Annotated in this window: 24 protein-coding genes; 20 read left to right on the top strand and 4 right to left on the bottom strand. The window is 60.5% G+C overall.

The genetic code is table 11. From position 1 onward, the window contains the following. Positions 1–7 precede the first annotated feature (7 nt). The 7 genes from tpiA (at position 8) to MHY87_RS13260 (ending at position 6,678) form a co-directional block, all read left to right on the top strand. Positions 8–778 carry a triose-phosphate isomerase gene (tpiA, locus tag MHY87_RS13290; RefSeq protein ID WP_239352403.1) on the top strand — a complete coding sequence of 257 codons (771 nt, stop codon included), beginning with the start codon at positions 8–10 and terminating at the stop codon, positions 776–778. 184 nt (positions 779–962) lie between these two features. Further along, positions 963–1,352 (top strand): preprotein translocase subunit SecG, encoded by a 390-nt coding sequence (gene secG, locus MHY87_RS13285; RefSeq protein ID WP_239352402.1) that lies wholly within the window; start codon positions 963–965, stop codon positions 1,350–1,352. Positions 1,353–1,458: 106 nt separating this feature from the next. Further along, complete coding sequence (locus tag MHY87_RS13280; RefSeq protein WP_239352400.1) at positions 1,459–3,087, top strand: CTP synthase; 1,629 nt, start codon at positions 1,459–1,461, stop codon at positions 3,085–3,087. 101 nt (positions 3,088–3,188) lie between these two features. Next, the gene (locus tag MHY87_RS13275) at positions 3,189–4,058 is read left to right on the top strand and encodes a VOC family protein (RefSeq protein ID WP_239352398.1); all 870 of its coding nucleotides are present in this window, start codon (positions 3,189–3,191) and stop codon (positions 4,056–4,058) included. Between the two features lie 54 nt (positions 4,059–4,112). Continuing rightward, the gene (locus MHY87_RS13270; RefSeq protein WP_239352723.1) at positions 4,113–4,508 is read left to right on the top strand and encodes a DUF350 domain-containing protein; all 396 of its coding nucleotides are present in this window, start codon (positions 4,113–4,115) and stop codon (positions 4,506–4,508) included. Positions 4,509–4,556: 48 nt separating this feature from the next. After that, positions 4,557–5,405 carry a 3-deoxy-8-phosphooctulonate synthase gene (gene kdsA / locus MHY87_RS13265; protein WP_239352397.1) on the top strand — a complete coding sequence of 283 codons (849 nt, stop codon included), beginning with the start codon at positions 4,557–4,559 and terminating at the stop codon, positions 5,403–5,405. Between the two features lie 115 nt (positions 5,406–5,520). Then, a complete protein-coding gene (locus tag MHY87_RS13260) occupies positions 5,521–6,678 on the top strand; it encodes an MFS transporter (protein WP_239352396.1) in 1,158 nt (385 codons plus the stop codon). On the opposite strand, the gene queF is transcribed toward MHY87_RS13260, so the two are convergent. Beyond that, entirely contained in the window at positions 6,675–7,124 is a 450-nt protein-coding gene (gene queF / locus MHY87_RS13255; RefSeq protein ID WP_239352395.1) for a preQ(1) synthase, read from the bottom strand. The two genes, MHY87_RS13260 and queF, sit on opposite strands and share 4 nt — an antisense overlap. Positions 7,125–7,263: 139 nt before the next feature. Here queF and eno point away from each other — a divergent pair, with 139 nt between their 5' ends. The 8 genes from eno (at position 7,264) to lpdA (ending at position 15,926) form a co-directional block, all read left to right on the top strand. Next, complete coding sequence (gene eno, locus MHY87_RS13250; RefSeq protein WP_239352394.1) at positions 7,264–8,547, top strand: phosphopyruvate hydratase; 1,284 nt, start codon at positions 7,264–7,266, stop codon at positions 8,545–8,547. Positions 8,548–8,709: 162 nt separating this feature from the next. Next, positions 8,710–9,024, top strand: coding sequence for a septum formation initiator family protein (locus tag MHY87_RS13245; protein WP_239352393.1), 315 nt, complete (start codon positions 8,710–8,712; stop codon positions 9,022–9,024). Positions 9,025–9,196: 172 nt separating this feature from the next. After that, positions 9,197–10,258 (top strand): pyruvate dehydrogenase (acetyl-transferring) E1 component subunit alpha, encoded by a 1,062-nt coding sequence (pdhA, locus tag MHY87_RS13240; RefSeq protein ID WP_239352392.1) that lies wholly within the window; start codon positions 9,197–9,199, stop codon positions 10,256–10,258. A gap of 60 nt (positions 10,259–10,318) precedes the next feature. Next, entirely contained in the window at positions 10,319–11,764 is a 1,446-nt protein-coding gene (locus MHY87_RS13235) for a pyruvate dehydrogenase complex E1 component subunit beta (RefSeq protein WP_239352391.1), read from the top strand. Between the two features lie 6 nt (positions 11,765–11,770). After that, complete coding sequence (locus tag MHY87_RS13230; protein WP_239352390.1) at positions 11,771–12,232, top strand: hypothetical protein; 462 nt, start codon at positions 11,771–11,773, stop codon at positions 12,230–12,232. Then, on the top strand, positions 12,229–12,525 hold the full coding sequence (locus MHY87_RS13225; protein ID WP_239352388.1) for a DUF5076 domain-containing protein: 297 nt from the start codon (positions 12,229–12,231) through the stop codon (positions 12,523–12,525). Before MHY87_RS13230 ends, MHY87_RS13225 begins: the two co-directional genes overlap by 4 nt. Positions 12,526–12,548: 23 nt before the next feature. Beyond that, complete coding sequence (locus MHY87_RS13220) at positions 12,549–13,904, top strand: pyruvate dehydrogenase complex dihydrolipoamide acetyltransferase (protein WP_239352386.1); 1,356 nt, start codon at positions 12,549–12,551, stop codon at positions 13,902–13,904. A gap of 582 nt (positions 13,905–14,486) precedes the next feature. Continuing rightward, complete coding sequence (gene lpdA / locus MHY87_RS13215; protein ID WP_239352384.1) at positions 14,487–15,926, top strand: dihydrolipoyl dehydrogenase; 1,440 nt, start codon at positions 14,487–14,489, stop codon at positions 15,924–15,926. 89 nt (positions 15,927–16,015) lie between these two features. Here lpdA and MHY87_RS13210 read toward each other — a convergent pair whose 3' ends face one another. Further along, the gene (locus MHY87_RS13210; RefSeq protein ID WP_239352382.1) at positions 16,016–17,515 is read right to left on the bottom strand and encodes a calcium-binding protein; all 1,500 of its coding nucleotides are present in this window, start codon (positions 17,513–17,515) and stop codon (positions 16,016–16,018) included. Between the two features lie 300 nt (positions 17,516–17,815). On the opposite strand from MHY87_RS13210, the gene MHY87_RS18855 reads away from it, so the two are divergent. Both MHY87_RS18855 and MHY87_RS13195 read left to right on the top strand, forming a co-directional pair. Further along, complete coding sequence (locus MHY87_RS18855) at positions 17,816–19,342, top strand: calcium-binding protein (RefSeq protein ID WP_304611124.1); 1,527 nt, start codon at positions 17,816–17,818, stop codon at positions 19,340–19,342. Between the two features lie 875 nt (positions 19,343–20,217). Continuing rightward, positions 20,218–20,937 carry a hypothetical protein gene (locus MHY87_RS13195; protein WP_239352743.1) on the top strand — a complete coding sequence of 240 codons (720 nt, stop codon included), beginning with the start codon at positions 20,218–20,220 and terminating at the stop codon, positions 20,935–20,937. Between the two features lie 10 nt (positions 20,938–20,947). Here MHY87_RS13195 and MHY87_RS13190 read toward each other — a convergent pair whose 3' ends face one another. Both MHY87_RS13190 and MHY87_RS13185 read right to left on the bottom strand, forming a co-directional pair. Beyond that, positions 20,948–21,424: an MAPEG family protein gene (locus MHY87_RS13190; RefSeq protein WP_239352380.1), complete on the bottom strand. Its 477-nt coding sequence runs from the start codon at positions 21,422–21,424 to the stop codon at positions 20,948–20,950. A gap of 27 nt (positions 21,425–21,451) precedes the next feature. Next, positions 21,452–22,657, bottom strand: coding sequence for an aminotransferase class I/II-fold pyridoxal phosphate-dependent enzyme (locus tag MHY87_RS13185; RefSeq protein ID WP_239352378.1), 1,206 nt, complete (start codon positions 22,655–22,657; stop codon positions 21,452–21,454). A 340-nt stretch (positions 22,658–22,997) separates the two neighbouring features. Here MHY87_RS13185 and lipA point away from each other — a divergent pair, with 340 nt between their 5' ends. From lipA to MHY87_RS13170, 3 genes are read left to right on the top strand one after another with little or no spacing between them, the layout of a single operon-like run. Further along, complete coding sequence (lipA, locus tag MHY87_RS13180; RefSeq protein ID WP_239352376.1) at positions 22,998–23,957, top strand: lipoyl synthase; 960 nt, start codon at positions 22,998–23,000, stop codon at positions 23,955–23,957. 16 nt (positions 23,958–23,973) lie between these two features. Further along, entirely contained in the window at positions 23,974–24,498 is a 525-nt protein-coding gene (locus MHY87_RS13175; RefSeq protein WP_239352374.1) for an AAA family ATPase, read from the top strand. After that, positions 24,499–24,945 carry a type II toxin-antitoxin system RatA family toxin gene (locus MHY87_RS13170; protein ID WP_239352372.1) on the top strand — a complete coding sequence of 149 codons (447 nt, stop codon included), beginning with the start codon at positions 24,499–24,501 and terminating at the stop codon, positions 24,943–24,945. It begins immediately after the preceding gene.

The following is a 24,945-nucleotide window of genomic DNA, read 5'->3' as shown; positions in this document are numbered from 1 at the left end:
GTGCATAATGAGCGTCGATCGGCCACGCCCGCTGGTAGCGGGAAACTGGAAGATGAACGGCCTTTTGAAGTCTTCGGCCAAGGTTTTGGTTGAAATCCACGCCGGATATACCCCTGGCCTGAGAGCCAAGGTCGATCTCGCGGTCTGCCCGCCGGCAACGCTCGTTTCCGCCTTCGCTCACATGTCCGTGGGCACGCGGGTCGGCATTGGCGGCCAGGATTGCCACGCCAAGGAATCAGGCGCCTATACAGGCGACATCTCGGCCGAAATGCTGGCCGACGCCGGCGCTTCCTACGTGCTCGTCGGCCATTCCGAGCGCCGCCAGTATCATAAGGAAAAGGACGCTGACGTCTGCGCGAAGGCCCTCGCGGCCCATCGGGCAGGGCTCACCGCCATCGTCTGCGTGGGCGAGACCCGCGAGGAGCGCGAATCCGGCAAGGCTATTGCGGTCGTCCGCAAGCAGCTGCGCGGCTCGATCCCGGCCGATTCCAACAGCCACAACCTCGTGGTGGCCTATGAGCCCGTCTGGGCCATCGGCACGGGGCTGACCCCCACCACCGCCGACGTGGCCGAGGTGCATGCCGCCATCCGCGAGGAGCTGAAGCGCCTCGTGGGCAAGGCCGAGCACGCCAAAGTCCGCATCCTCTACGGCGGCTCCGTAAAGCCCTCGAACGCCGCCGAGCTGATGGCTGTGGAGAACGTCAACGGTGCGCTGGTCGGCGGTGCAAGCCTCGTGGCCGCCGATTTCCTGGCCATTGCCGGGGCCTATCTGGGCTAAATTGCTTATCGAGAAGCGTTTTGCGGCTCATAGAGGCGGCAAAACGCTTCCAACCCGTAAAAGGCGGCTTGCAGGTCTTTGATCCCGCGCACACCTATGCTACAGCCCGCCCCAACATGCGAATTGCGAGCGGCTGACGCCCATGGGTACTTCCATGGCGCGGCCGCTTGAGGTTTTTGGAACGATGCAAACAGTTCTCATCATTATCCACCTGATCATCGTGCTCGCCTTGATCGGCGTGGTCCTTCTGCAGCGCTCTGAGGGCGGTGGCATGGGCCTCGGCGGAGGTGGTGGAGGCGGCGTGTCCGGCTTCATGACCGGTCGCGGCCAGGCCAATGCGCTCACCCGCGCCACGGCGATTCTCGCTGGCCTGTTCTTCGTCACGAGCATCGCGCTCACGGTCATGGCGACATCGAGCCGCGGTCCTCGCTCGATCCTCGACGGCGCCGCTCCGGCGGCTCCGGCCGGGCAGCAGGCTCCCGGTGCTCCGCAGGGCGGCAACGTGCTCGAGCAGCTCCAGCGCCTTCAGGGCGACCAGCCGGCGGCTCCGGCGCCCACGGCGCCTCAGCAGTAAGCGAACAGCAGGGCCGGGCTTCCGGCCCTCTTCTTTTGTGGATGGTTTCGGAGTGGCAGGATTCGCGCATTGCGAATCGGCGCTCCTTATTAATGGATAGGGGTCCATGACGCGGTACGTATTTATCACCGGCGGCGTGGTGTCTTCGCTCGGCAAGGGTCTGGCTTCGGCGGCCCTGGGAGCGCTTCTCCAAGCTCGCGGCTACAAGGTCAGGCTTCGTAAGCTCGACCCATATCTCAACGTCGATCCGGGGACGATGAGCCCGTATCAGCACGGCGAGGTCTTCGTGACCGACGACGGTGCCGAGACGGATCTCGACCTTGGCCATTACGAGCGCTTCACCGGCGTTCCGGCGACCAAGGCTGACAACATCACCACGGGCCGGATCTATCTCGACATCATCACCAAGGAACGTCGCGGCGACTATCTCGGCGCCACGATCCAGGTGATCCCGCACGTCACGAACGCCATCAAGGACTTCGTGCTCACGGGCAACGAGGGCTTCGACTTCGTGCTGGTCGAGATCGGCGGCACGGTGGGCGATATCGAGGGACTGCCGTTCTTCGAGGCGATCCGCCAGCTCGGCAACGATCTGCCGCGCGGCCAGGCGATCTACGTCCACCTGACCCTGCTGCCGTTCATCCCATCCGCAGGCGAGCTGAAGACCAAGCCGACACAGCACTCGGTCGCGGAACTGCGCTCTATCGGTATCCAGCCGGACATTCTGCTCTGCCGCACGGATCGCGAGATCCCGAAGGACGAGCGCCGCAAGCTTGCTCTGTTCTGTAACGTGCGCGAGACGGCAGTTATCGAGGCGCGCGACGCCCGTTCCATCTACGACGTGCCGCTGGCCTATCACGAGGCGGGTCTCGACAGCGAAGTTCTGGCCGCCTTCGGCCTCGACGACGCCAAGGCTCCGAACCTGTCGACCTGGACCAATATTTCCGAGCGCGTGCACAACCCCGAAGGCGAGGTGAACATCGCCGTCGTCGGCAAGTACACGGGCCTCAAGGACGCCTACAAGTCGCTCATCGAGTCCCTGCACCATGGTGGCATTGCCAACCAGGTGAAGGTGAATCTGCACTGGATCGAGAGCGAGGTCTTCGAGAACGAGGACCCGGCTCCGTTCTTGGAAGGCATCCACGGTATCATGGTGCCCGGCGGCTTCGGCCAGCGCGGCGCGGAAGGCAAGATTCAGGCGGCCAAGTTCGCCCGTGAGCGCAAGGTCCCGTACTTCGGCATCTGCTTCGGCATGCAGATGGCCGTGATCGAGGCAGCCCGCTCGCTCGCCGGCATCAAGGACGCCAACTCCACCGAGTTCGGTCCGACCCCTGAGCCGGTCGTCGGCCTGATGACGGAATGGCTGCGCGGCAACGAGCTGGAGAAGCGCACCTCCAGCGGCGATCTCGGCGGCACAATGCGTCTTGGCGCCTATCAGGCCAAGCTCACTCCCGGCAGCAAGGTGGCCGAGATCTATGGCGGTACGGACATTTCCGAGCGCCATCGCCACCGCTACGAAGTGAACATGTCCTACCGCGATAAGCTGGAGGCCAAGGGCCTGCGCTTTTCTGGCGTGTCGCCCGACGGCGTCCTGCCTGAGATCGTGGAATACGCGGACCATCCTTGGTTCATCGGCGTTCAGTATCATCCCGAGCTGAAGTCGCGCCCCTTCGAGCCGCACCCGCTCTTCCAGAGCTTCATCAAGGCAGCGGTCGTACAGAGCCGACTGGTTTAACGAAATTCTGAAAGCGCCGGCTGGGTCTCCCGCCGGCGCTTTCGTTTTGCGTTTGCGGTTGCCGCCCTAGGTTAGGGCTGAAGCCTACAGGAAAGAGCCTGATGTCCCGCCGGATCGACCATCTCGTCATTGCCGTTCACGACCTCGACAAGGCCGGTGATTTTTACCAGCGTCTCGGCTTCCAGGTCGGCGCACGCAACCGGCACTCGTGGGGCACGGAAAACCGGCTGGTGCAATTTCCCGGTGCGTTCCTTGAGCTGATCACGGTGGGTGAGGGCGCTCAGATCCCCGCGCACAAGCAGGGCCACTTCAGCTTCGGTGCTTTTGTTCGCGATTACCTGCAAGATCGCGAGGGGCTCGCCATGCTGGTGTTGCAGAGCCAGGATTCCAAGGCGGATGCGGCTGCATTTGCGCAAAGAGGGATCGGTACGTTCGAGCCGTTCCATTTCGAGCGCACAGGCCGCAGGCCTGATGGCACGGAAACCAAGGTGGCCTTCACCCTGGCCTTCGCCTCGCTCGAAAATGCTCCTCGCGCGGGCTTCTTCGTCTCCCAGCATCACTATCCGGAAAACTTCTGGAACCCGGCCTTTCAATCCCATGAGAACAGTGCGACAGGCCTTGCAACGGTAGCATTGGCATGTCCCGAGCCGGACCGTTGCAAGCCGTTTCTGACGAATTTCACCGATGCTATCGCCACGAGCCCAGCCCTGCATGATCTGTCTTTCCGGCTCGGCGACGCCCATCTCGATGTGATGACGCCGGACGATGCCGCCGAAAGCTATGTCTCGGTCGAAGCCGAGTTGGACCAGCCGTCCTTTGTCGCCTTCGCGGTGCGGGTGGAGGATATTCACGTCGCCTCCAAATGTCTGGATGCAGCAGAAATTCCCTATCAGCATGTGGGAAGCAGGCTCGTTGTGCCCGCGAGCGCAGCCTTCGGTGTCGCCATCGCCTTCGAGCCAACACAATCTTAACCATAACCCTGTAGCAATCAGCCAACTCAATGGTAGGGGCTGATCGTGACTTCAATGCTGGCAGGTTTGTTCGACTTCCTGGTCTATTTCGTTATCGCCGTCGTGCTCGTGGCGGTCTATCTCGGCCTCTATACGCTCGCGACCATGCACAATGAGTTCGCCCTGATCCGTCAGAACGTGATCTCTGCCTCGACAGCCCTGGGATTCAGCCTCGTCGGCTTCGCGCTCCCGCTCGGCAGTGCCATCGTTCATGCTCAGGGCATCGTTGATCTGATCGTCTGGGGCCTGGTGGCACTCTCGGTCCAGATCGTCATCTACTGGCTCGTCCGCCTCGTGATGCCGAACCTCTCCCAGCGCATCGCCTCCGGCCAGATGGCTGCCGCCCTGTTCCTGGGTGCAGCCTCGCTCTCCGGCGGTATCATCAACGCGGCGTCGATGACGTTCCCCTGATCTACATCACCGCTTCACGTCCGGCCCGAAACGGAGTAGGTGAGGCGCATGACCGATACCAAACAGATCCAAGCCGTCGTCGAGGCAGGCTCCGTCCGCTTCGGCAATCACCTGCCGCTCAGCATCATTGCGGGCCCCTGCGCCATGGAAAGCCGCGATCACGCGCTGGAAATGGCCGCGGCCCTCAAGGAAATCACGGGCAAGCTCGGCCTCGGGCTCGTCTACAAGTCGTCGTTCGACAAGGCAAACCGCACCTCGATCAACAGCGCTCGCGGCATCGGTCTCGACAAGGCGCTCAGCGTCTTCGCCGAGGTGAAGGAAAAGTTCGGCCTGCCGGTTATCACCGACGTGCATGAGAACGACCAATGCGCCGCCGTTGGCGAGGTGGTCGATATCCTCCAGATTCCCGCCTATCTCTGCCGCCAGACCGATCTTCTCGTTGCCGCCGCCAAGACGGGCCGCGTGGTGAACGTGAAGAAGGGCCAGTTTCTGGCGCCCTGGGACATGGCAAACGTCGCCGAGAAGGTGCGCGCTTCTGGCAATCCGAACGTGATGCTGACCGAGCGCGGCGCGTCCTTCGGCTACAACACCCTTGTTTCCGACATGCGCAGCCTGCCGATCATGGCCGAGACCGGCGCTCCGGTGATCTTCGACGCCACCCATTCCGTGCAGCAGCCCGGCGGCAAGGGCGCGACCTCCGGCGGCCAGCGCGAGTTCGTGCCAGTGCTTGCCCGCGCAGCGGTCGCGGTCGGCATTGCCGGTGTCTTCATCGAGACTCATCAGGACCCGGACAAGGCTCCCTCTGACGGCCCCAACATGGTGCCGCTGAAGGAGCTAGAAGCTCTGCTTGCGCAGCTCAAGGCGTTCGATGCGCTCGCTAAAGGGCGGGCGGTTTAAGAGCGCGCTTATGAGTTCGCGGGAGGGCAGGCGTGCAATTCCTGTCTCTCCCCTTCCGACAAGGCCGTGATATGGAGTGCCTAGGCTCCATTCGCGCCTTTCTCATTAGAGCGTTATGTCCTCGCGCAATCTCATCCTGATCCTATCCGTCAGCGGTTTCGCCACCACCTTTTCGTCCCGTGCCATCGAGCCGATGGTCGGGGTGATCGCCCGGGATTTGAACTCGATACCGCAGACCGTTGCGCTGCTCTCCGCCGCCTTCGCGCTGCCTTATGCCTTCATCCAGCCGATCCTCGGCCCCATCGGCGATGCGCTGGGCAAGGAGCGCGTGATGAAAGTGGCGCTGTCGCTCCTGTGTCTCATGCTTGCGGGCTCGTTCTTCGCCCCCAACGTTGAAACGCTTTTCGGCCTGCGCATCATTGCAGGTGCGGCGGCAGGCGGCGCGGTGCCGCTCTCCATCGCCCTCATCGGCGACCGGGTGGACATGTCCCAGAGGCAGGTGGCGCTTAGCCGCTACCTCGTCGCCGTCATCATCGGCCAGCTCGCCGGCTCGTCGCTCGCGGGACTTCTCGCCGAATGGATCGGCTGGCGTGGGGTGTTCGGTCTCTCCACCATCATGATGGCCTGCGCGCTCGCCGCCACCGTGATCGGTTTTCGCGGAGCGCTTCCCGGTGGCAGGTTCGATCCAAGAACGGCGATCCTGCGCTATCGGGACATCCTCTCCAATCCGCGAGCACTGTTTCTTTTCGGTTCCGTCTTCGTGGAATCCAGTGCAATCTTCAGCGTCTTTCCCTATATCGCGCCGCTGCTTGAGGAGCGCGGAGGGGGCGGGGCGATGGAAGCGGGTTTCGCCATCGGCGGCTTTGCCATTGGCGGCCTCGTCTATTCCGCCCTTGTCAGTTGGATGCTCCGTCGCCTCGGCATTGGCCGCATTCTTGTCGGCGGAGGATTTTTCGCAGCGCTTGCCCTCATCATTCTGGGTTTAGCCGGAAACTGGAAGCTCGATTTTGCCGCCCTGCTGCTCATGGGCCTCGGCTTCTACATGATGCACAACACCTTCCAGGCTCAGGTGACGGAAGTCGCGCCGGGAGCGCGCGCTTCCGCCGTCGCGCTCCACGCCTTCTCGTTCTTCTGCGGACAGGCGCTCGGCGTCGTGCTCATGGGCTTTGGCCTGCGCAACATCGGTCTTACCGCTTCGACCATGATCGCGGCAGCCGTCATCCTTGTCGTGGGCCTGAACGCCTCATACGTGCTGAGGCGTCCTAAGGCTTAGCGGGCACGGTAGGGCGCGACGCCTTGGTCCGGCAGCCAGAGGTTCTTCGGCTGCTCGCCGGTCTGCCAGAACACATCGATGGGGATGCCGCCGCGCGGATACCAATAGCCGCCGATGCGGAGATAACGAGGCTCCAGCAGCTTGGCGAGACGCTTGCCGATGGCGACCGTGCAATCCTCATGGAACGCGCCGTGGTTGCGGAAGCTGTGCATGTAGAGCTTCAGCGACTTCGATTCCACGAGCCAGGGGCCCGGCACGTAATCGATCACGATGATCGCGAAATCGGGCTGCCCGGTCACCGGACAGAGCGAGGTGAATTCCGGCACTGTGAAGCGGGCGAGATAGTCGGTATCGGCATGCGGGTTCGGCACCCGGTCGAGCTGGGCTTCTTCCGGAATCTGGGGCAGGGCGCTGGCCTGCCCTAGCTGGAGGTGGCTTTCCGTCATCATATTTCACCTGGGAACAATGCTTTATCGGTTGCTCTCGTCCTTGCCCGCTTCATGATTTCGGTCAATAAGCCATTGCATGACGTGAGGCCGCACCTGTGTTGACGGCCATTATGCAAGCCTTAGGGAGGCCGCCTACATGACCGCGATTATCGACGTATACGCCCGCCAGATCCTCGACAGCCGTGGCAACCCCACCGTCGAGGTGGATGTGACCCTTGAAGACGGCTCCATGGGCCGCGCGGCCGTTCCCTCCGGCGCTTCGACCGGCGCTCACGAGGCTGTCGAGCTTCGCGACGGCGACAAGTTGGTCTATCTCGGCAAGGGCGTGCAGAATGCCGTCGATGCCGTGAACAGCGAAATCCTTGAGGCCATCGGTGGCCTTGACGCCGAGGAACAGGTGCTCATCGACGAGACCATGATCGAGCTCGACGGCACCCCGAATAAGGCCCGCCTCGGCGCCAATGCCATCCTCGGCGTGTCGCTTGCCGTGGCGAAGGCCGCCGCCGAAGCCTCGACGCTTCCGCTTTACCGCTATGTGGGCGGCACGCAGGCCCGCGTCCTGCCGGTTCCGATGATGAACATCATCAACGGCGGCGCTCACGCCGATAACCCCATCGACTTCCAGGAATTCATGATCATGCCGGTCGGCGCACCGACCCTGGCGGAAGCCGTGCGCATGGGCGCCGAGGTGTTCCACACCCTGAAGAAGGCCCTGAAGGACGCCGGCCATAACACGAATGTGGGCGACGAGGGCGGCTTCGCTCCGAACCTGCCTTCCGCCGAGGCTGCCCTCGACTTCATCATGAAGTCCATCGAGCAGGCTGGCTACAAGCCCGGCAAGGACATGGTGATCGGCCTCGACTGCGCTGCCACCGAATTCTTCAAGAATGGCTCTTACGTTTATGAAGGCACAGGCCAGAAGCTCTCGCCGCAGCAGCAGGCCGAGTATCTCGCGAAGCTCGTCTCCGCTTACCCGATTGCCACCATCGAGGACGGCATGTCCGAGGACGATTGGGAGGGCTGGAAGGCCGTCACCGACCTCGTCGGCAACAAGTGCCAGCTCGTGGGCGACGACCTCTTCGTCACCAACGTGAAGCGCATCTCGGAAGGCATCAAGAAGGGCGTCGCCAACTCGCTCCTCGTGAAGGTGAACCAGATCGGCACGCTCACCGAGACGCTGGCCGCCGTCGACATGGCCCACCGCGCCGGCTACACCGCCGTCATGTCCCACCGCTCGGGCGAGACGGAAGATTCCACGATTGCCGATCTCGCGGTCGCCACAAACTGCGGTCAGATCAAGACCGGCTCGCTCGCCCGCTCCGACCGGACGGCCAAGTACAACCAGCTCATCCGTATCGAGGAAGAGCTGGGCTCGCAGGCCATCTATGCCGGCCGCGCGGCGCTGAAGGCGCTGACTTAAGATATAAAGTAACCGTAATTCGGTTAAGGGAGGGCTGCCGCAAGGCGGCCCTTTCTTTTTGTATGTCTTTTGCTGTTTCTCGCACCACTGCACGGCACGGAATAGCAGCAATCCAGCAACCTCCTAACTGCTTCTTAACCATGCACCCAGTAGAAATACCCTATGGTGATCCGCAGGCGATTGAGACGATTCTTGATACCGCTGATGCTCTACAGCATCTCGGCGGCGGTGGCGGCTTACTTCGTTCATCATGCCCATAGCGGAGCACGTGGCATTGAGGCTCAGCAAAAATACGAGGCCGAGGTGGCACAGCTGACTAAGGAGCTTGACGAACTTAAAGCCGAGCGAACGAACTGGGAGCGCCGTATCGCGTTGTTGAGAAGCGACCAGATTGACCGAGATCTTCTCGAGGAAAGAGCGCGTGTAATGTTAGGGCGTGTCCATAAGAACGATCTGGTGATCGTCACAGGCCCTTAACCATTTATAGCCCCAAAGAACTGCTTAACTGAATTTCTGTTAACTGGTAATACGTCTGTAATATCAAAGCGTTGCGCGATTCATTGTGCAGCGCAAAAGGTCGTTTGGCCCTCTCGATTTCCGATTCCGACTGCGCTACAACTTTCGTCGAGGAAACCCTTCGGAGGAACCGATGGCTGTTGCTGCCCGCAAGGCGGGCCGTGCCGGTACAGGCGCGGCTAACAAGTCCACTTCCAGCAAAGGCTCTGTACGCGGAGCCACTCCCAATATCCCACAATTCGACAAGAACCAGGATCTCGCAGCCTATTATGATATGCTGCTGATCCGTCGCTTCGAGGAGAAGTCCGGCCAGATGTATGGCATGGGCCTCATCGGCGGTTTCTGTCACCTCTATATCGGCCAGGAAGCTGTCGTCGTCGGCATGCAGATGGCGACGAAAGAGGGCGATCAGGTGATCACCGGTTACCGTGATCACGGCCACATGCTGGCCTGCGGCATGGATGCGAAAGGCGTCATGGCCGAATTGACGGGACGCCGCGGCGGCCTGTCGAAAGGCAAGGGCGGCTCCATGCACATGTTCTCGAAAGAGAAGCATTTCTACGGCGGCCACGGCATCGTCGGCGCGCAGGTGTCGCTCGGCACCGGCATCGCGTTCGCGAACCGCTATCGCGAGAACGGCAATGTCTGCCTGACCTATTTCGGCGACGGCGCTGCCAACCAGGGGCAGGTCTACGAGAGCTTCAACATGGCGGCGCTCTGGAAGCTGCCGGTTGTCTACGTGATCGAGAACAACCGCTACGCCATGGGCACGGCGGTGACGCGCGCCTCTGCGCAGACCGACTTCTCGAAGCGCGGCCTGTCCTTCGGCATTCCGGGCGAGCAGGTTGATGGCATGGATGTCCGCGCGGTCTACGCCGCCGGCCAGCGCGCCATCGAGCATGCCCGCTCCGGCAAGGGTCCCTATATCCTCGAGATGCAGACCTACCGTTATCGCGGCCACTCCATGTCCGATCCGGCGAAGTACCGCACGAAGGACGAAGTGACCCGCATGCGCGAGGAGTACGATCCCATCGAGCAGGTGCGCCGCCGTTTGCTGGAGAGCTGGAAGCTGTCGGAAGACGAGCTGAAGGCGATGGACAGCAAGGTGCGCGAGATCGTGAACGAGTCGGCGGAGTTCGCCACGCACGACCCCGAGCCCGATCCGTCCGAGCTCTACACGGATATCCTCCTCTAAGCGGCGCGAAGCGCGCCGCTCCCCCCATCTCGCCGCAGCGACAATCAAAACGAGTCTTTCATGGCGACCGATATTCTCATGCCTGCCCTCTCGCCCACCATGGAGCAGGGCAAACTGGCCAAGTGGCTGAAAAAAGAAGGCGACAAGGTCAAGCCCGGCGACGTGCTGGCCGAAATCGAAACCGACAAGGCGACCATGGAGGTCGAGGCGATTGACGAAGGCGTCCTCGCCAAGATCCTGGTTTCCGACGGCACCGACAACGTGGCCGTGAACACCCCCATCGCCATTCTCGCAGACGAGGGCGAGGATGTGTCCGCCGCTTCGGCCAAGGCACCGGCTGCTCCCAAGGCGGAAGCGCAGGCAGCGCCCACGCCCGACATGCAGCGAGAGGGAATGGCTGACCGGCCGTCTCCGGATGCGATCCCCGGCACCGATGCGGCTCCGGTCGCGGAGCCTGCAGCTCCCTACGTGATTACGGACCGCACGGCCTACAACGCCTCGGCGGAAATTCCGGAAGGCACGGAGCTGGTCTCCATGACCGTCCGCGAAGCTCTTCGTGATGCCATGGCCGAAGAGATGCGCAAGGACGACAAGGTCCTGGTGATGGGCGAGGAAGTGGCTGAGTACCAGGGCGCGTACAAGGTCACTCAGGGCTTGCTTCAGGAATTCGGCGCGCGTCGTGTGATCGATACGCCGATCACCGAGCACGGCTTTGCCGGCATCGGCGTCGGCGCGGCATTCACGGGCCTGCGTCCCGTCGTCGAGTTCATGACCTTCAACTTCGCCATGCAGGCGATCGACCAGATCATCAACTCGGCCGCGAAGACCCTCTACATGTCCGGCGGCCAACTCGGCGCTCCCATCGTGTTCCGCGGTCCCAACGGCGCAGCCGCCCGCGTGGGCGCGCAGCACAGCCAGGACTTCTCGGCCTGGTATTCGCAGATCCCGGGCCTGAAGGTCGTGGCACCCTACACGGCGTCCGACGCGAAGGGCCTGCTCAAGAGCGCGATCCGCGATCCGAACCCCGTCGTCTTCCTCGAGAACGAAATCCTCTACGGTCAGTCGTTCCCGGTGCCGAAGCTCGACGACTTCACGGTTCCCATCGGCAAGGCGCGCATTCATCGCGAGGGCAAGGACGTTACCATCGTCTCGTTCGCCATCGGCATGACCTATGCGCTCAAGGCCGCTGAGGAGCTTGAGAAGGAAGGCGTCTCCGCCGAAGTGATCGACCTGCGCACCATCCGTCCGATGGATATCGAAACCATCGTCGCCTCCGTCATGAAGACGGGCCGCTGCATCACGGTGGAAGAAGGCTATCCGCAATCGGGCGTCGGCGCCGAGATCGCGGCGCAGATCATGCAGCACGCGTTCGATTATCTCGACGCGCCCGTGATCCGCGTCACTGGCAAGGACGTGCCGATGCCGTATGCGGCGAACCTCGAAAAGCTGGCGCTCCCGTCGGTGGCCGAGGTCGTGCAGGCGGCGAAGGCCGTTTGCTATCGGTAAGGCACTATGTTGTCGGATCAGGAAACCAGTCTGGAGTCCTTTCGGAAGTATTCGGGCCTCGAATACAAAGAAGAGGAATGGGCTGTCGCTTGGATCGGAATGTGGTCATTCCTTTGCAACTCCAAACGAGGAGCAAAGGATGCGCTACAGTTCGATCCGGCAAGGTCGGTTCTATGCGATGAGTATCCTGAGCTTCTAAAGCAGGCTTGCGATACTCAGGTGCCGATCATCTACGATCCAAGCACCCGAGAGTTCGGTGTGTCCGTTCTTGATGGGGGCTTCTCCCAAATCAGCCTTCGTTTTGACCCTTGGTCTGGAAAACCTCTACCTTGTTCTCTGAGAGACGAATGGTTTGAGGCAATTGAGGCCCTTGGAATCGATCCGTGGGAAGAGAGGGATAAGGTGCCCGCTCGGTTCAACGATGAAACGTGGTGGAAAGACGACTACGTTTCGGAGAAATGCGCATGACCGACAAAAAATTCGAAGCTCTCAACATCCCGCCTGATGCGCTCGAAAAGGGCGGCGTCGAGATTTTGAGGGCTTCGGTGGTCGATGGGGCGGTGAGCATCGCGCTTCGCCGCGCCTTCGACGATCCGTTCACCTGGGGCGTGCTCCTAGTGGATCTCGCCCGTCACGCCGCGCGCGTCTACGCCATGGAAACCGACCTCTCGGAGGAAGAGGCCCTGGCGGAGATCGTGTCCGGCATTCACGCCGAGCTGGACAATCCGAGCGATCCCAGCTCCTCGCAAGCTATCAACTAACTCAGCTCAGGATCCATAACGCCATGCCCATCAATATCCTGATGCCCGCACTTTCTCCCACCATGGAAAAGGGAAACCTTGCCAAGTGGCTGAAGAAGGAAGGCGACACGGTGAAATCCGGCGACGTGATTGCCGAGATCGAAACCGACAAGGCCACTATGGAAGTGGAAGCCGTCGATGAAGGCGTCCTCGCCAAGATCGTCGTGCCGGAAGGCACAGCGGACGTGCCCGTCAACCAGGTGATCGCGCTGATCGCCGGCGAGGGTGAGGACCCGAAGAGCATCACGGCTCCAGCAAGCGGCGGCGCTCCCGCACCCGCACCAAAGGCTGAAGCCGCTCCGGCACAGGCGGCTCCCGCAGCTGCGCCTCAGCCGCAGGCTCCCGCCGCGCCAGTGCAAGCCGCGAAGCCGAACGGGGCAGGGCAGAAGGCTGCTGCATCCGGCGAGCGCGTGTTCGCCTCGCCGCTCGCCAAGCGCATCGCGAAGGATTCCGGCATCGACATCGCATCCGTGCAGGGCTCCGGCCCGCATGGCCGTGTCATTGAGAAGGATGTGCGCGCGGCCCTCCAGGGTGGTGGCGCAAAGCCTGCCGGTGCTCCGGCGGCGAAGCCAGCGGCTGCTCCGCAGCTTGCCCCGAGCATGGGCGCCGATCAGGTCAAGGCCATGTACGAGGCCGGATCTTACGAGGAAGTGCCGCTCGACGGCATGCGCAAGACCATCGCCAAGCGCCTCGTGGAATCGAAGCAGACCGTTCCGCACTTCTATCTCTCGCTCGATTGCGAACTCGACGCGCTTCTCGCCATGCGCGAGCAGATCAACGCGGCGGCGCCCAAGGACAAGGACGGCAAGCCGTCCTACAAGCTCTCGGTGAACGACTTCGTCATCAAGGCGCTTGCCGTCTCGCTCCAGCGCGTGCCGAATGCGAACGCCGTGTGGGCGGAAGACCGCATCCTGAAGATGAAGCATTCGGATGTGGGCGTGGCTGTCGCCATCGAAGGCGGCCTGTTCACGCCGGTCGTGCGCAAGGCTGAATCCAAGTCGCTCACTGCCATCTCGGCCGAGGTGAAGGATATGGCGGGCCGCGCTCGCAACCGTCGCCTGAAGCCTGAGGAATACACGGGCGGCTCCACCGCCGTGTCGAACCTCGGCATGTTCGGCATCAAGGACTTCCAGGCTGTCATCAACCCGCCGCACGGCACAATCCTCGCCGTCGGCGCGGGCGAGCAACGCGTGGTAGTGAAGAACAACGCTCCCGCCATCGTGCAGGCCATGACCGTGACGCTCTCCTGTGATCACCGCGTGGTCGACGGCGCACTCGGCGCGGAACTGCTCTCGGCCTTCAAGCAGCTCATCGAGAACCCGATGGGGATGCTGGTTTAAGTCCGGCGGATGAGGAGCGTGCTGATGTCGGGCTGGTGTAAAGTTGCAGTCCTTTTTGCTGTTGCGACAGGCGTGGCCGCTTGCAATGCGGGCAGGCCACTCCTTGACGTCAAATCGGATCCGCCTGTTGAGGAAACGCGCGCGCTTTACAGCGATTCAACGAGGATCACGTCTATGTTCGGTCACGGATCCCAAGTCTCCTATTCATCGCCTGATGGAAAGATCTATCTTTGGTATCCTGGGAATAAAGCTGTGGTGCGCGGCACTTGGGCCATCAACAAAGGTAAAGAATATCCCGCCGAAGCATCTCGCGGTGTAATAATGCTGGCCGAGAATAGGATCTGCTTCAATTATCCGAACTCATATAATCCTGCTACAGGGCAGCGAGGCGGCGGTGATTGCATTCGCACCAAAGCCTACGGAAAATATGTAACTGAACTTAGACGCGGTGACGTCTTTGGCTTGTCCCGTAGACAGGAGGTTCCCTTCGTTCGCTCCGGTGCTCCAGCCACAATCGACAGCCTTCTCGCACAGATACCATCCGGCTCCTGAGCCATTCTCAGGATCAGGGAGAGTTTTTATATGGCAAACCAATACGACATCATCGTCATCGGCGGCGGTCCAGGCGGCTATGTGGCCGCGATCCGCGCAGCTCAGCTCGGGTTCAAGACCGCTGTGGTCGAGCGTGAGCATCTGGGCGGCATCTGCCTCAACTGGGGCTGCATTCCAACCAAGGCGCTGCTGCGCTCGGCGGAAATCTACCATTACATGGAACACGCCAAGGATTACGGCCTGTCCGCTGAAGGAATCGGTTTCGATGCGGCTGCCATCGTGCAGCGCTCGCGCGGCGTGTCGGGCCGTCTCAACGGCGGCGTGGGCATGCTACTGAAGAAGAACAAGGTCGATGTGATCTGGGGCGAGGCCTCGATCTCGAAGCCTGGCGAAGTCGCGGTGACCGCGCCGAAGAAGCAGGCCATGCAGCCGCAGCATCCGACGCCGAAAGGCGTGCTGGAGCCGGGCACGTATCAGGCGAAGAACATCATTGTCGCGACCGGAGCGCGTCCTCGCGCGCTGCCTGGCATCGAGCCGGACGGCAAGCTGATCTGGACCTATTTCGAGGCCATGGTGCCGCCGTCCATGCCGAAGTCGCTGCTCGTCATGGGCTCGGGCGCCATCGGCATCGAGTTCGCTTCGTTCTACCGCACCATGGGTGCGGAAGTGACCGTGGTCGAGGTGATGCCGCAGATCATGCCGGTCGAAGACGCTGAGATCGCGGCCCTTGCCCGCAAGCGTTTCGAGAAGCAGGGCATGAAGATCCTCACCGGCGCGAAAGTCACGAAGGTTGAGAAGGGCGCGAATTCCGTCACCGCCACTATCGATGACGGCAAGGGCGGCACGCAGACCATCACCGCAGAGCGGATGATCTCGGCGGTCGGCGTTGTCGGCAACATCGAGAATCTCGGTCTCGAAAAGATCGGCGTGAAGATCGACCGCGGCGTCGTGGTGACCGACGGTCTCGGCCGCACCAACGTGCCCGGCATCTACGCCATCGGCGACGTGGCGGGCGCGCCCATGCTCGCGCACAAGGCCGAGCACGAGGGCGTGATCTGCGTCGAGACCATCAAGGGCCTGCACACGCATGCCATGGACAAGGCGAAGATCCCGGGCTGCACCTATTGCAACCCGCAGGTGGCGTCGGTCGGTCTCACCGAGGCCAAGGCGAAGGAGCAGGGCTACGACATCCGCGTCGGCAAGTTCCCCTTCGTCGGCAACGGCAAGGCCATCGCGCTCGGCGAGCCGGACGGCATGGTGAAAACGATCTTCGACAAGAAGACCGGCCAGCTGCTTGGCGCGCATATGGTGGGCGCTGAAGTGACCGAGATGATCCAGGGCTTCGTGATCGCCATGAACCTGGAAACCACGGAGGAAGAGCTGATCCATGCGGTCTTCCCGCATCCGACGATCTCGGAGACAATGCACGAAGCCGTTATGGACGCTTACGGGCGCGCGATTCACATCTAAGCAGGGCAGGTGCAGCCTGCTCGCTTTGAGATGGAAATGCAAAAATGGCCGGGCTTGTCCCGGCCATTTTCTTTGAGGGATACGTCCTCTCAGATCACTCGGAAATCATCGAATGTCAGCGGCAAATTCTTGGCCAGCTTGGCGAATTCGACAGGAGCATGTTTCCTGCCTGAGCCGTCCGCATCGTAGGACAGATAACCAGTTTTCTTGTCATAGAGGATGAAGTCGTTCTTATCGCCAGCCTTGGCGCCGATCTTGAAAAGAGCCTTGTTCAAGACGCCCGTTTTCTTGAGGCTCAGGAAGATCTTGTTCTCCAGATAGATTGTGTCATCGAGCACATTGAAATCGCTTATCTTATCGACATTGACCTTTCGGTCGGTTTTCGATGACCCAAGGGCGCTGTTGAACACGAATACGTCCTTATCGTAACCGCCGCTCAAGGTGTCGTTTCCGCTTCCTCCATTGAGCTTGTCTTTCCCGAGCGAACCTTTGAGGGTGTCCTTCTTGGTTGTGCCTTTCAGATTTTTACCAGCCAGATCTTTGTAATACGTGGCGCGACCCTTATGGACGACGATCTCGATATTCATTGTGTCATGCAGGAATATGCGTTCCGGATCGCTCACCGGACCGCTGGAGATCACCACTTTATCGTCCGTGGCATAAAAGCCGTCGAGGAGACATGCCATACGCAGATCATCAACGATCACGGTCGCTTTATCGCTGTCATAAGTGATGGTGTCGAAACCGGAGATGACCTTGCCACGGAGATCAATGGTGGTGCCGGCGATCTTCAGGTTGTCGAGCCCGCTGCTTCCGCTGTCGATTTTCTGTAGGGTCGAGAGTTGGTTGGCATGAACGAAGATGTTGCCGCCGTATTCCGAGCCTTGAATGGCCTCAATGCCATCCAAACGAGCCAGCCGAGTGAAATCCACGAAGCCGCTTCCGGTCAGCTTCAGCACATCATACCCTTCGCCGCCGATAACCTCATCGCCCCAGCTGAGATGGTTGTTGTCGATCTCAAGGACATTGTCGCCAGCGTCACCGATAACTCGGTCTGCCACCAGTACTGTTGCATAACCGCGAAGATCAGCCGTATCGGTGAGATCGACCCATATCGTTTTCTCCCACATGTATTGGTCTGAATCGAGTCTGGTGTAGGTGAGGGCTCTAACCAGCTTTTCGGCTGCAAGTCTTTGTGCCTCAATCGCCGTGGAGGTCGTCGCTGCAGTAAATTCGATCCTGAGATCGCCATCCATGTATCGGCTTACACGGCCGATGATCTTGCCTGCGATTTTGATCTCGGAGCCGACACCCAGCGCAGGGGTAGACAATGTGATCCCTGTGCCGTCCAGCATGATGCCGAGTTTGGCAGAGTATGCCGAATAAACCGACAGTTCCTTGAGTGGCTTTCCGGCGTTCAGCTTGATCTGCGCATTCTGGAACCGGTCTATCAACACAGGCATTCCTATCCCGCTTACGGCAGGTGAAGGAAAGATGCTGTTGTGGTTCAACCCCAATATGCGTGGGCCCGGCTCCTCGGTGAGAGAAGCCAAAACGGGATTGGTAGAATAGAAGCTATCGAAGCTCATGAGGGGCGCCCAAGAGAGAAAACGTTATTCAGTATCAGCAAAGTTTTCTCGAAATGGCAATTGCCACAGAAATTCTCATTGAGCTGTGAGCGTCCGTCGAGAGGCAGGGATTAAAGCAATTGATTTCCTCGTCTTATAAAATTCGACATACTCTACATGTTATTATGTTGTATTAATTACGAACATACGCACTTAATCTTCTAAACGCACAGAACCTGTATTGCCGCTCATAAGAAATCTTGCTTATGAATTTCCGTCGTCTTCAGAATTGTTGTTTAACCCTGACGGCAGGAAAGCGGCATGGCCTATATTCAATTCTTCGGGAATCTCCCAACGGGCCTCCGCATCAAAGATCTGTTCGTCTCACCTGCAACCGACATCTCGCTGACGCAGGACATCACGCCGAACATCGCGACTTTCAGCGTCAAGACTAAGAAGGGTGGGGTACCTGTTACCTACTACGGGTCCGGCCTAACACTCGCGCAAGGTTCCGTTTCCGCCATCACCTTCGGCTCCGACCACAAGCCGTGGCTCACCTATGGCAGTGCCGCGGATACGATGATCCGGCTCTGGTATGGCAACGGACTTGCGGCATTCCACGGTAATGGCGCTTTGGCTGCGGCCACTGCCCTGGCAGGCGCAGATTATATGCGCGGCTCGTCCAAGGGCGATTATATCGACGGATATGCGGGCGACGACACGCTCAACGGTGGCGGCGGCAACGACACGATGGTGGGCGGCACCGGAAACGACATATACTATGTCGGCAGCGTTGCCGACCGCATCTTTGAATATCATGGTGCAGGCCGCGATGTAGTCATCGCCAGCGTCAGCTATAAGCTGCCCACGGCAATGGAAATCGAGGTTCTTCAGGCATCGAAAGGATTGAAGAAGCTTACGCTCACCGGCAACAGCTTCGCCAATCTCATCATCGGCAGTGACGGCGCGAACGCCCTTGCCGGAGGGGGCGGTCGAGACACGCTGGAGGGCGGACGTGGAAACGATACTTACGTCATCAACGACGCGCGCACAGTGATCATCGAAAAAGCCGCTGGCGGCACCGATACGGTGAGAACCGCGCTGAGCTATACGCTCACGAAGAACAGCGCCATCGAGAATCTGATGGCCACAGGCTACAGTGCCGTTCGCCTCACCGGCAATGAAGGCAAGAACACCATCAGCGGAAACGATGCCGAAAACCTCCTGAAGGGTCTGGGTGGCAACGACATTCTCTATGGCGGCCTTGGCGGCGATACTATCCAGGGCGGCTCCGGGAACGATGCTCTCTACGGCGGCAACGGTCTCGACCGCCTTTACGGTGAGGCGGGCAACGATACGCTTTATGGCGGCTCAGAAGACGGTTTTCTATTCGGCGGTTCCGGCAACGATGTGCTCTACGGCTACTGGAACAACGATCTTCTTTACGGCGATACCGGGAACGACATCCTGCACGGCCACACGGGCAACGACACGCTCAATGGCGGCCTCGGCAGGGACACTCTGTCCAGCGGTGAAGGCTACGACATTATCGTCTTCGATACGCGCCTCGGCGGCGCCAACATCGACGCCATCACCGACTTCAACCCCTGGGCCGATCAGATCCGCCTGAAGCTCTCCATCTTCAGCGGTATCGGGCGGACTGGGCGGCTCAGCAACGATCAGTTCTGGATCGGAGCGAAGGCGCACACGGCGTCCGACCGGATCATCTATGACAAGAGTGCAGGGGCTTTGTCTTACGATCCGGACGGCACAGGCGCTGCTCCGCAGATCAAGTTCGCGATTGTCGGACAGATAGAGCTGAGCGCGGCCGCTTTCCTGGTCATATAAAGCAGGCTATGGGCTGGCTGGCTCTGCATTGACGCGCTTTCTGCAACGCGTCCCACACAGCTCTTTCCTGTGGCCATCCTTCAAAATGATGTGCCCGCCACGGAAAGTAGAGGGAGTTTGTCGATGCAGGCGCAGCGCACGGATGCCACTGCGCGGCGCCTGCCGACATGGGGCAATTCTCTTCATGGCGCGCTCACGAACTGACAGTTGATTTAGGATCCATGTGGCAAGCTAGGGCAGTGCAGCCTGGAGAGGCTCAGAATACTCTTTGATTGGCGTAATCCTTATGATCTTCGGGGGTCATAAGATCTCATTTTTCATCATCGGGAACTTAAGCATTAGTGGATACTCACTAGGTATTATCTGAGAGTAACACTCATATATTACTACGTTATTCATTGGAACGACATTCCTATTCTGGCGTAAATTAGCCACGTCAAGATCTTTTGTGTGGCTTTAATTAGACATTCCAGATTAGGTAGGTAAAACCATGAAGCGTTCGCACGCTCTCGCCTTGTCTAGCGTCGCCCTTTTCCTCGCATCCTCCACCGTATCCATTGCCCAAGCCGTAAAGCCTGGGCAACAATGCGTGCCCGCGGTCGCCGATCCGTCAATGTACGGCAACTGTCGACTGCGCATCGTACAAGGGCAAGAATTCTGCAGGTGTGCGCTCCTTCCTCAGGCCCGGCGCACCATCCTCAATCCTCCCGTCACGGGCTCGCTTTCCGGCTTTTCCTCGGCCGTAGGCTCCCCATTGCGCGACGGCTGGATCGATCCGGCAACGGGTATCCTCGGTTTTAGTGGAGATGGGGATCGCGGTCGAAGCGATACGGTCGCCAGCAATACCGGTCCGAGCGTAAACAGCAATGGCGGCAATGGCGGTGGAAACACCGGCGGAGGAAGCACAGGCGGTAGCAGCTCCGGGCGCGGTGACGGAGGTGGCGGCAAGTCTGGCAATGGCTCAGGCAAGGGGGGAGGTTCGGGAGGCGGCGGCACGAACACTGGTTCCTCTGGGGGCAGTACGAGCAACCCAGGGACAGGAGGTTCGGGTACGGGTAGTCCAGGCACGGGAAGCCCCGGTACGGGAAACCCTGGTACTGGCGGATCCGGGAACGATAATCCCGGAACGGAAGACCCAGGAACCGAAAATCCTGGAAATGGCGACCCAGGGACTGGCAATCCGGGCACCGGCTCCCCCGGCGGCGGCAAAGGTGACCACCATGGTGGCGGCAAGGGAGGTCATGGTGGGGGAAAAGGCGGTCACGGCGGCGGACGCGATGATCACGGAGGCGGCCGAGGCGGCCATGGTGGAGGGAAAGGTGACGATGGTGGCGGTCGCGGCGATCACGGTGGTGGCAAAGGTGGCCATGGCGGTGGGCGAGGCGACGACGATGGCGGGCGCGGTGATCATGGTGGAGGACGCGGTGACCCTGGCGGCGGCAAAGGCGGCCACGGTGGCGGGAGAGGCGGTCACGGCGATGGTGGACACGGCGGTGGCCGAGGAGACCACGGCGGACGCGCTGGTCATGATGGTGGGCGCGGCGATCCCGGAGATGGCCATGGAGGATCGGGGTCTCGCCGCTAACATCTTTTGAGACGGACGTTCTAAAGCCCTTGGCTGCACACGCTGCCAAGGGCTCGCGCCTCGGACTCCGTGGCCCCAATCGCCGTGACTGCCACAGATGCAGCCATCAGAAGCATGCAAACCGATTGCATGAAAAAGAACGCAAACCGTACTGAAGCGGCACTATCGGTTTGAGCAACAGAGAGATGAACTGTCGTCTGACAGATTCTCGCGACGAGGATGACGCCGGCAAGCAGGTCAAGGAGCGGATTGTCCGCTCCGGCTGCTGTGGCGCACACGACAATCGCAGTAAAGACTGGCAGATTCTCGACACAGTTCATGTGGGCTCTCATGGCCCGCTGATACCAGTCGCTGCCCTGAGGCACGTTGGCCTGCCATTCTGAAATCCGCGCCCGGCCGGTAAGAATCCTCGACCAGCGATAGACCCCGACCGTTCCAAAGAGCACAAGCAGCGTCCAGACGGCAAAGCCGAGCAGCGCCCATTGCGGAATCGTCATTAAACTCCTCCACGTCCGGGCAAACGGTTATGCCGCGGGTTGATGTTTTTTCCGCATTGTTCCTGCAACATCCGCGAAGATAGGGAGGCTGCGCGCGACCATGTCCGCGGAGGCGGTGAGACTAATGCGGAAGTGGTCGGGAGCATCCACGATACGACCCGGCAGAACGAACACGTCATGATCCGCCAATGCATCGAGAAACTGTTGTGCGTCACCGTTCGGATATTTGCAGAACATGTAGAAGGTTCCCTCGGGCCGAAGCACTTCGTAGCCCGCTCCCCCCAATGTCTCTGTCATCAGTCGACGCTTGCTTGCGAGGGCCGTCATGTCGATGCTCAGTTTCTCGAGATCCGGTAATGCGTACTGCATCACCGCATTGGGAAAGCACCATCCCAGGTTCTTCTGAGCGGAAAAGAAATTTTGCTGAAGAGCCTGCCGCTCCTCGCGCGGCATCAAAGGCGAAACGGCCAGATAGCCCAGTCGCTGGCCGGGAGCGAGCAGAACCTTGCCATAGCTGTAAGCGATCAAAGTCCACGGATAGATCTTGGCGGGGCTGGTGAATTCGTGATTATCGAAGCGGATGCGGCGATAGGGTTCGTCCGAGAGGATCAAGATGCGATGTCCGATCCGCTCGGATGCCCGGTCCAGCATCCTGGCGAGCCTCTCAAGCTCGGATCGGCCATAAATGCGTCCCGTCGGGTTGTGGGGCGAGTTGATGATGACGAGGCGGGTTCGGGATGTGATAGCCTCTTCAATGGCGGAGAGGTCGAGGTCGAAGCGTGCGCCCTGGAGATTCACCTTCTTTGGCACGGAATCTGCCGCCAGTAGCATTGCCTCATAGTTGAACCACGCCGGCACCGGGAAGATCGCCTCATCCCCGACATCGAGCAGCAAGCGAAGCGCAACGGCGATGGCGGCAAACCCGCCATTGGTCAACGCAATGTCGGCAGGCTCGAAGGGCAACGACAGTTCTTCCGTCAAGCACTCGGCCAGGAACGCCTGCGGCTCGGGCTCGCTCGTCTTATAGGCGAACCAGTCCTTGTCGTGCGGCACGGCATGGCGCTGGATCGCATCGACGATCCCGGGCAAAGGCATTTCGTGAGGGTTGCCCAGCGTGAAGTCGCATATGCCTGGCTCATGACGCCTTTCAGCATAGCGGGACTGGAAGATAAACTCCCGGATCGGGGCCGAGCTGTTCGAAGAAACACGCACACGGTTGGAGATGATCTGCATGGCGTCTCTCCTGGCGCGGAATGGGTAGGGTTCCCAACGGGCGAGAGTGTGCTCCTGCAGGATACCGCTGTCCAGATTTCGGACTTTTCCGGGAGCGGCCTCTTTTGGGTTATTTTGCTCCCATCCGAATCCGGGCTGGTAAAGGGCCTTACGCTCGAAAGGGCGTGAGCCGGCCCAGCCGAAAAGTCTCCTATCTTTCAAGGGACAAGGGCGGGTTTCCCTCAGCCATGCTGTTTGCGGGGATCGCCTCTCGTATCTGAGCATTTGCGAAAGGGCACCAAAACCCTTAAATCAGGCGCAACCGGAAGGAGCAGGGCTCCTTCGATTTAGGGTTTTATTCATGGCCGTCGTTCTCGACCTTCTGAACAAGGATAACCGCCCCCGCCACCCCGAGAAGGCGCACCGGCCGGATCAGCCTGTTCAGCAGCGAAAACCCGAATGGATCCGCGTGAAGGCTCCGGGCTCGCCCAAATGGGCTGAAACCAACCGCATTGTGCGCGAGAACAAGCTCGTGACGGTCTGCGAAGAGGCAGGCTGCCCCAATATCGGTGAGTGCTGGGAGAAGAAGCACGCCACCTTCATGATCATGGGCGACACTTGCACCCGCGCCTGCGCCTTCTGCAACGTGAAGACCGGCCTGCCGCAGGCCCTCGATCCGAACGAGCCGGAGAGCGTGGCGAAGGCCGTAGAGAAGCTCGGCCTCGAGCACGTGGTCATCACCTCAGTGGACCGCGACGACCTAGCCGACGGAGGGGCGCAGCACTTTGCTGACGTGATCAACGCCATCCGCGCCCGTTCGCCGAAGACCACCATCGAGATTCTGACACCCGACTTCCTACGGAAGCCCGGCGCGCTGGAGATCGTCGTGAAGGCCCGGCCGGACGTATTCAACCACAATCTTGAGACCGTGCCCTCGAAGTACCTGAAGGTCCGCCCCGGCGCGCGCTATTTCCACTCCATCCGCCTGCTGCAGCAGGTTAAGGAGATCGACCCCACCATCTTTACCAAGTCCGGCATCATGGTCGGCCTCGGCGAGGAGCGGAACGAGGTTCTCCAGCTCATGGACGACCTGCGCTCGGCGGATGTGGACTTCATGACCATCGGCCAATACCTGCAGCCGACAAAGAAGCACCATCCTGTGATCCGCTTCGTCACGCCGGACGAGTTCAAGGCTTTTGAAACCACCGCCTATGCCAAAGGGTTCTCCCTCGTCTCCTCGACCCCGCTGACGCGTTCCTCGCATCATGCAGGCGAGGATTTTGCCAAGCTCAAGGCGGCCCGTCTCGCCAAGCTCGGCTAAAGCTAGCGGATGGGGCATGCAGCGTATTCTCGTCATCGGATGCCCGGGTGCGGGCAAGAGCACCCTGGCGCGCCAACTCAGTGAGCGGCTTGGATTACCGCTGATCCATCTCGACCGGGAATATTTCGGTCCGGGTTGGTCTACGCCTGCGCGCTCCGAATGGCGCGAGCGCGTGACCGTTCTCGCTTCTCGCCCCGCCTGGGTCATGGACGGCAACTATGCTTCGACCTTCGACATCCGAGTCCCTCGTGCCACTGATATCGTCTGGCTCGACCTGCCGCGCTGGCGCTGCGCACTGTCCGTGCTTTGGCGCGTGGCGATGAATTACGGACGCTCGCGAGCTGATCTCGGTGTTGCCGGACCTGAAAAATTCGACTGGTCGTTCATGCGCTGGATCTGGTCCTATTCCGACAAGATGCGCCCCAAGACGGCTCGTATGATCGAACGTTTGCGCCCTAGCCAGCGAGCTTTCGTGCTGCGCTCCCGTTCAGAAATTCCGGGTTTGATGGCCGCTCTCACACCTGTCAAGGAGGCCGCCTGAATGCCGACCTTTCGCATGACGCGAACCGTCAAGCACAAGCCGGCCCAGATGTTCGCCCTCGTCGCGGATGTGGAGCGCTATCCGGAGTTCCTGCCGCTCTGCGAGGAACTGCGCATCATCCGCCGCGTGCAGAGCGGGGAGGGCGTGGAGACGCTCGTCGCCACCATGCGCGTAGGCTACAAGGCGATCAACGAGAGCTTCACCACCCGCGTCACTCTTGACGAGCCGCGCCTGCGCATCCAGGTCGAATACGTGGATGGGCCGTTCAAATATCTCGAGAACCGCTGGACTTTCCGCGACGCGCCGGGCGGATGCGAGGTGGAGTTCTACATCAACTACGAGTTCAAGAGCTTTGCTCTCAGCCTTCTTATGGGTACCGTTTTCGAAAAGGCCTTCCGCAAATTTACCGAAGCCTTTGAGCAGCGCGCGGATACAGTCTTTGGGTAA

The organism is Microvirga sp. ACRRW (assembly GCF_022346925.1).
GTDB lineage: Bacteria > Pseudomonadota > Alphaproteobacteria > Rhizobiales > Beijerinckiaceae > Microvirga.
This window is presented reverse-complemented; position numbering and strand designations above follow the sequence as displayed.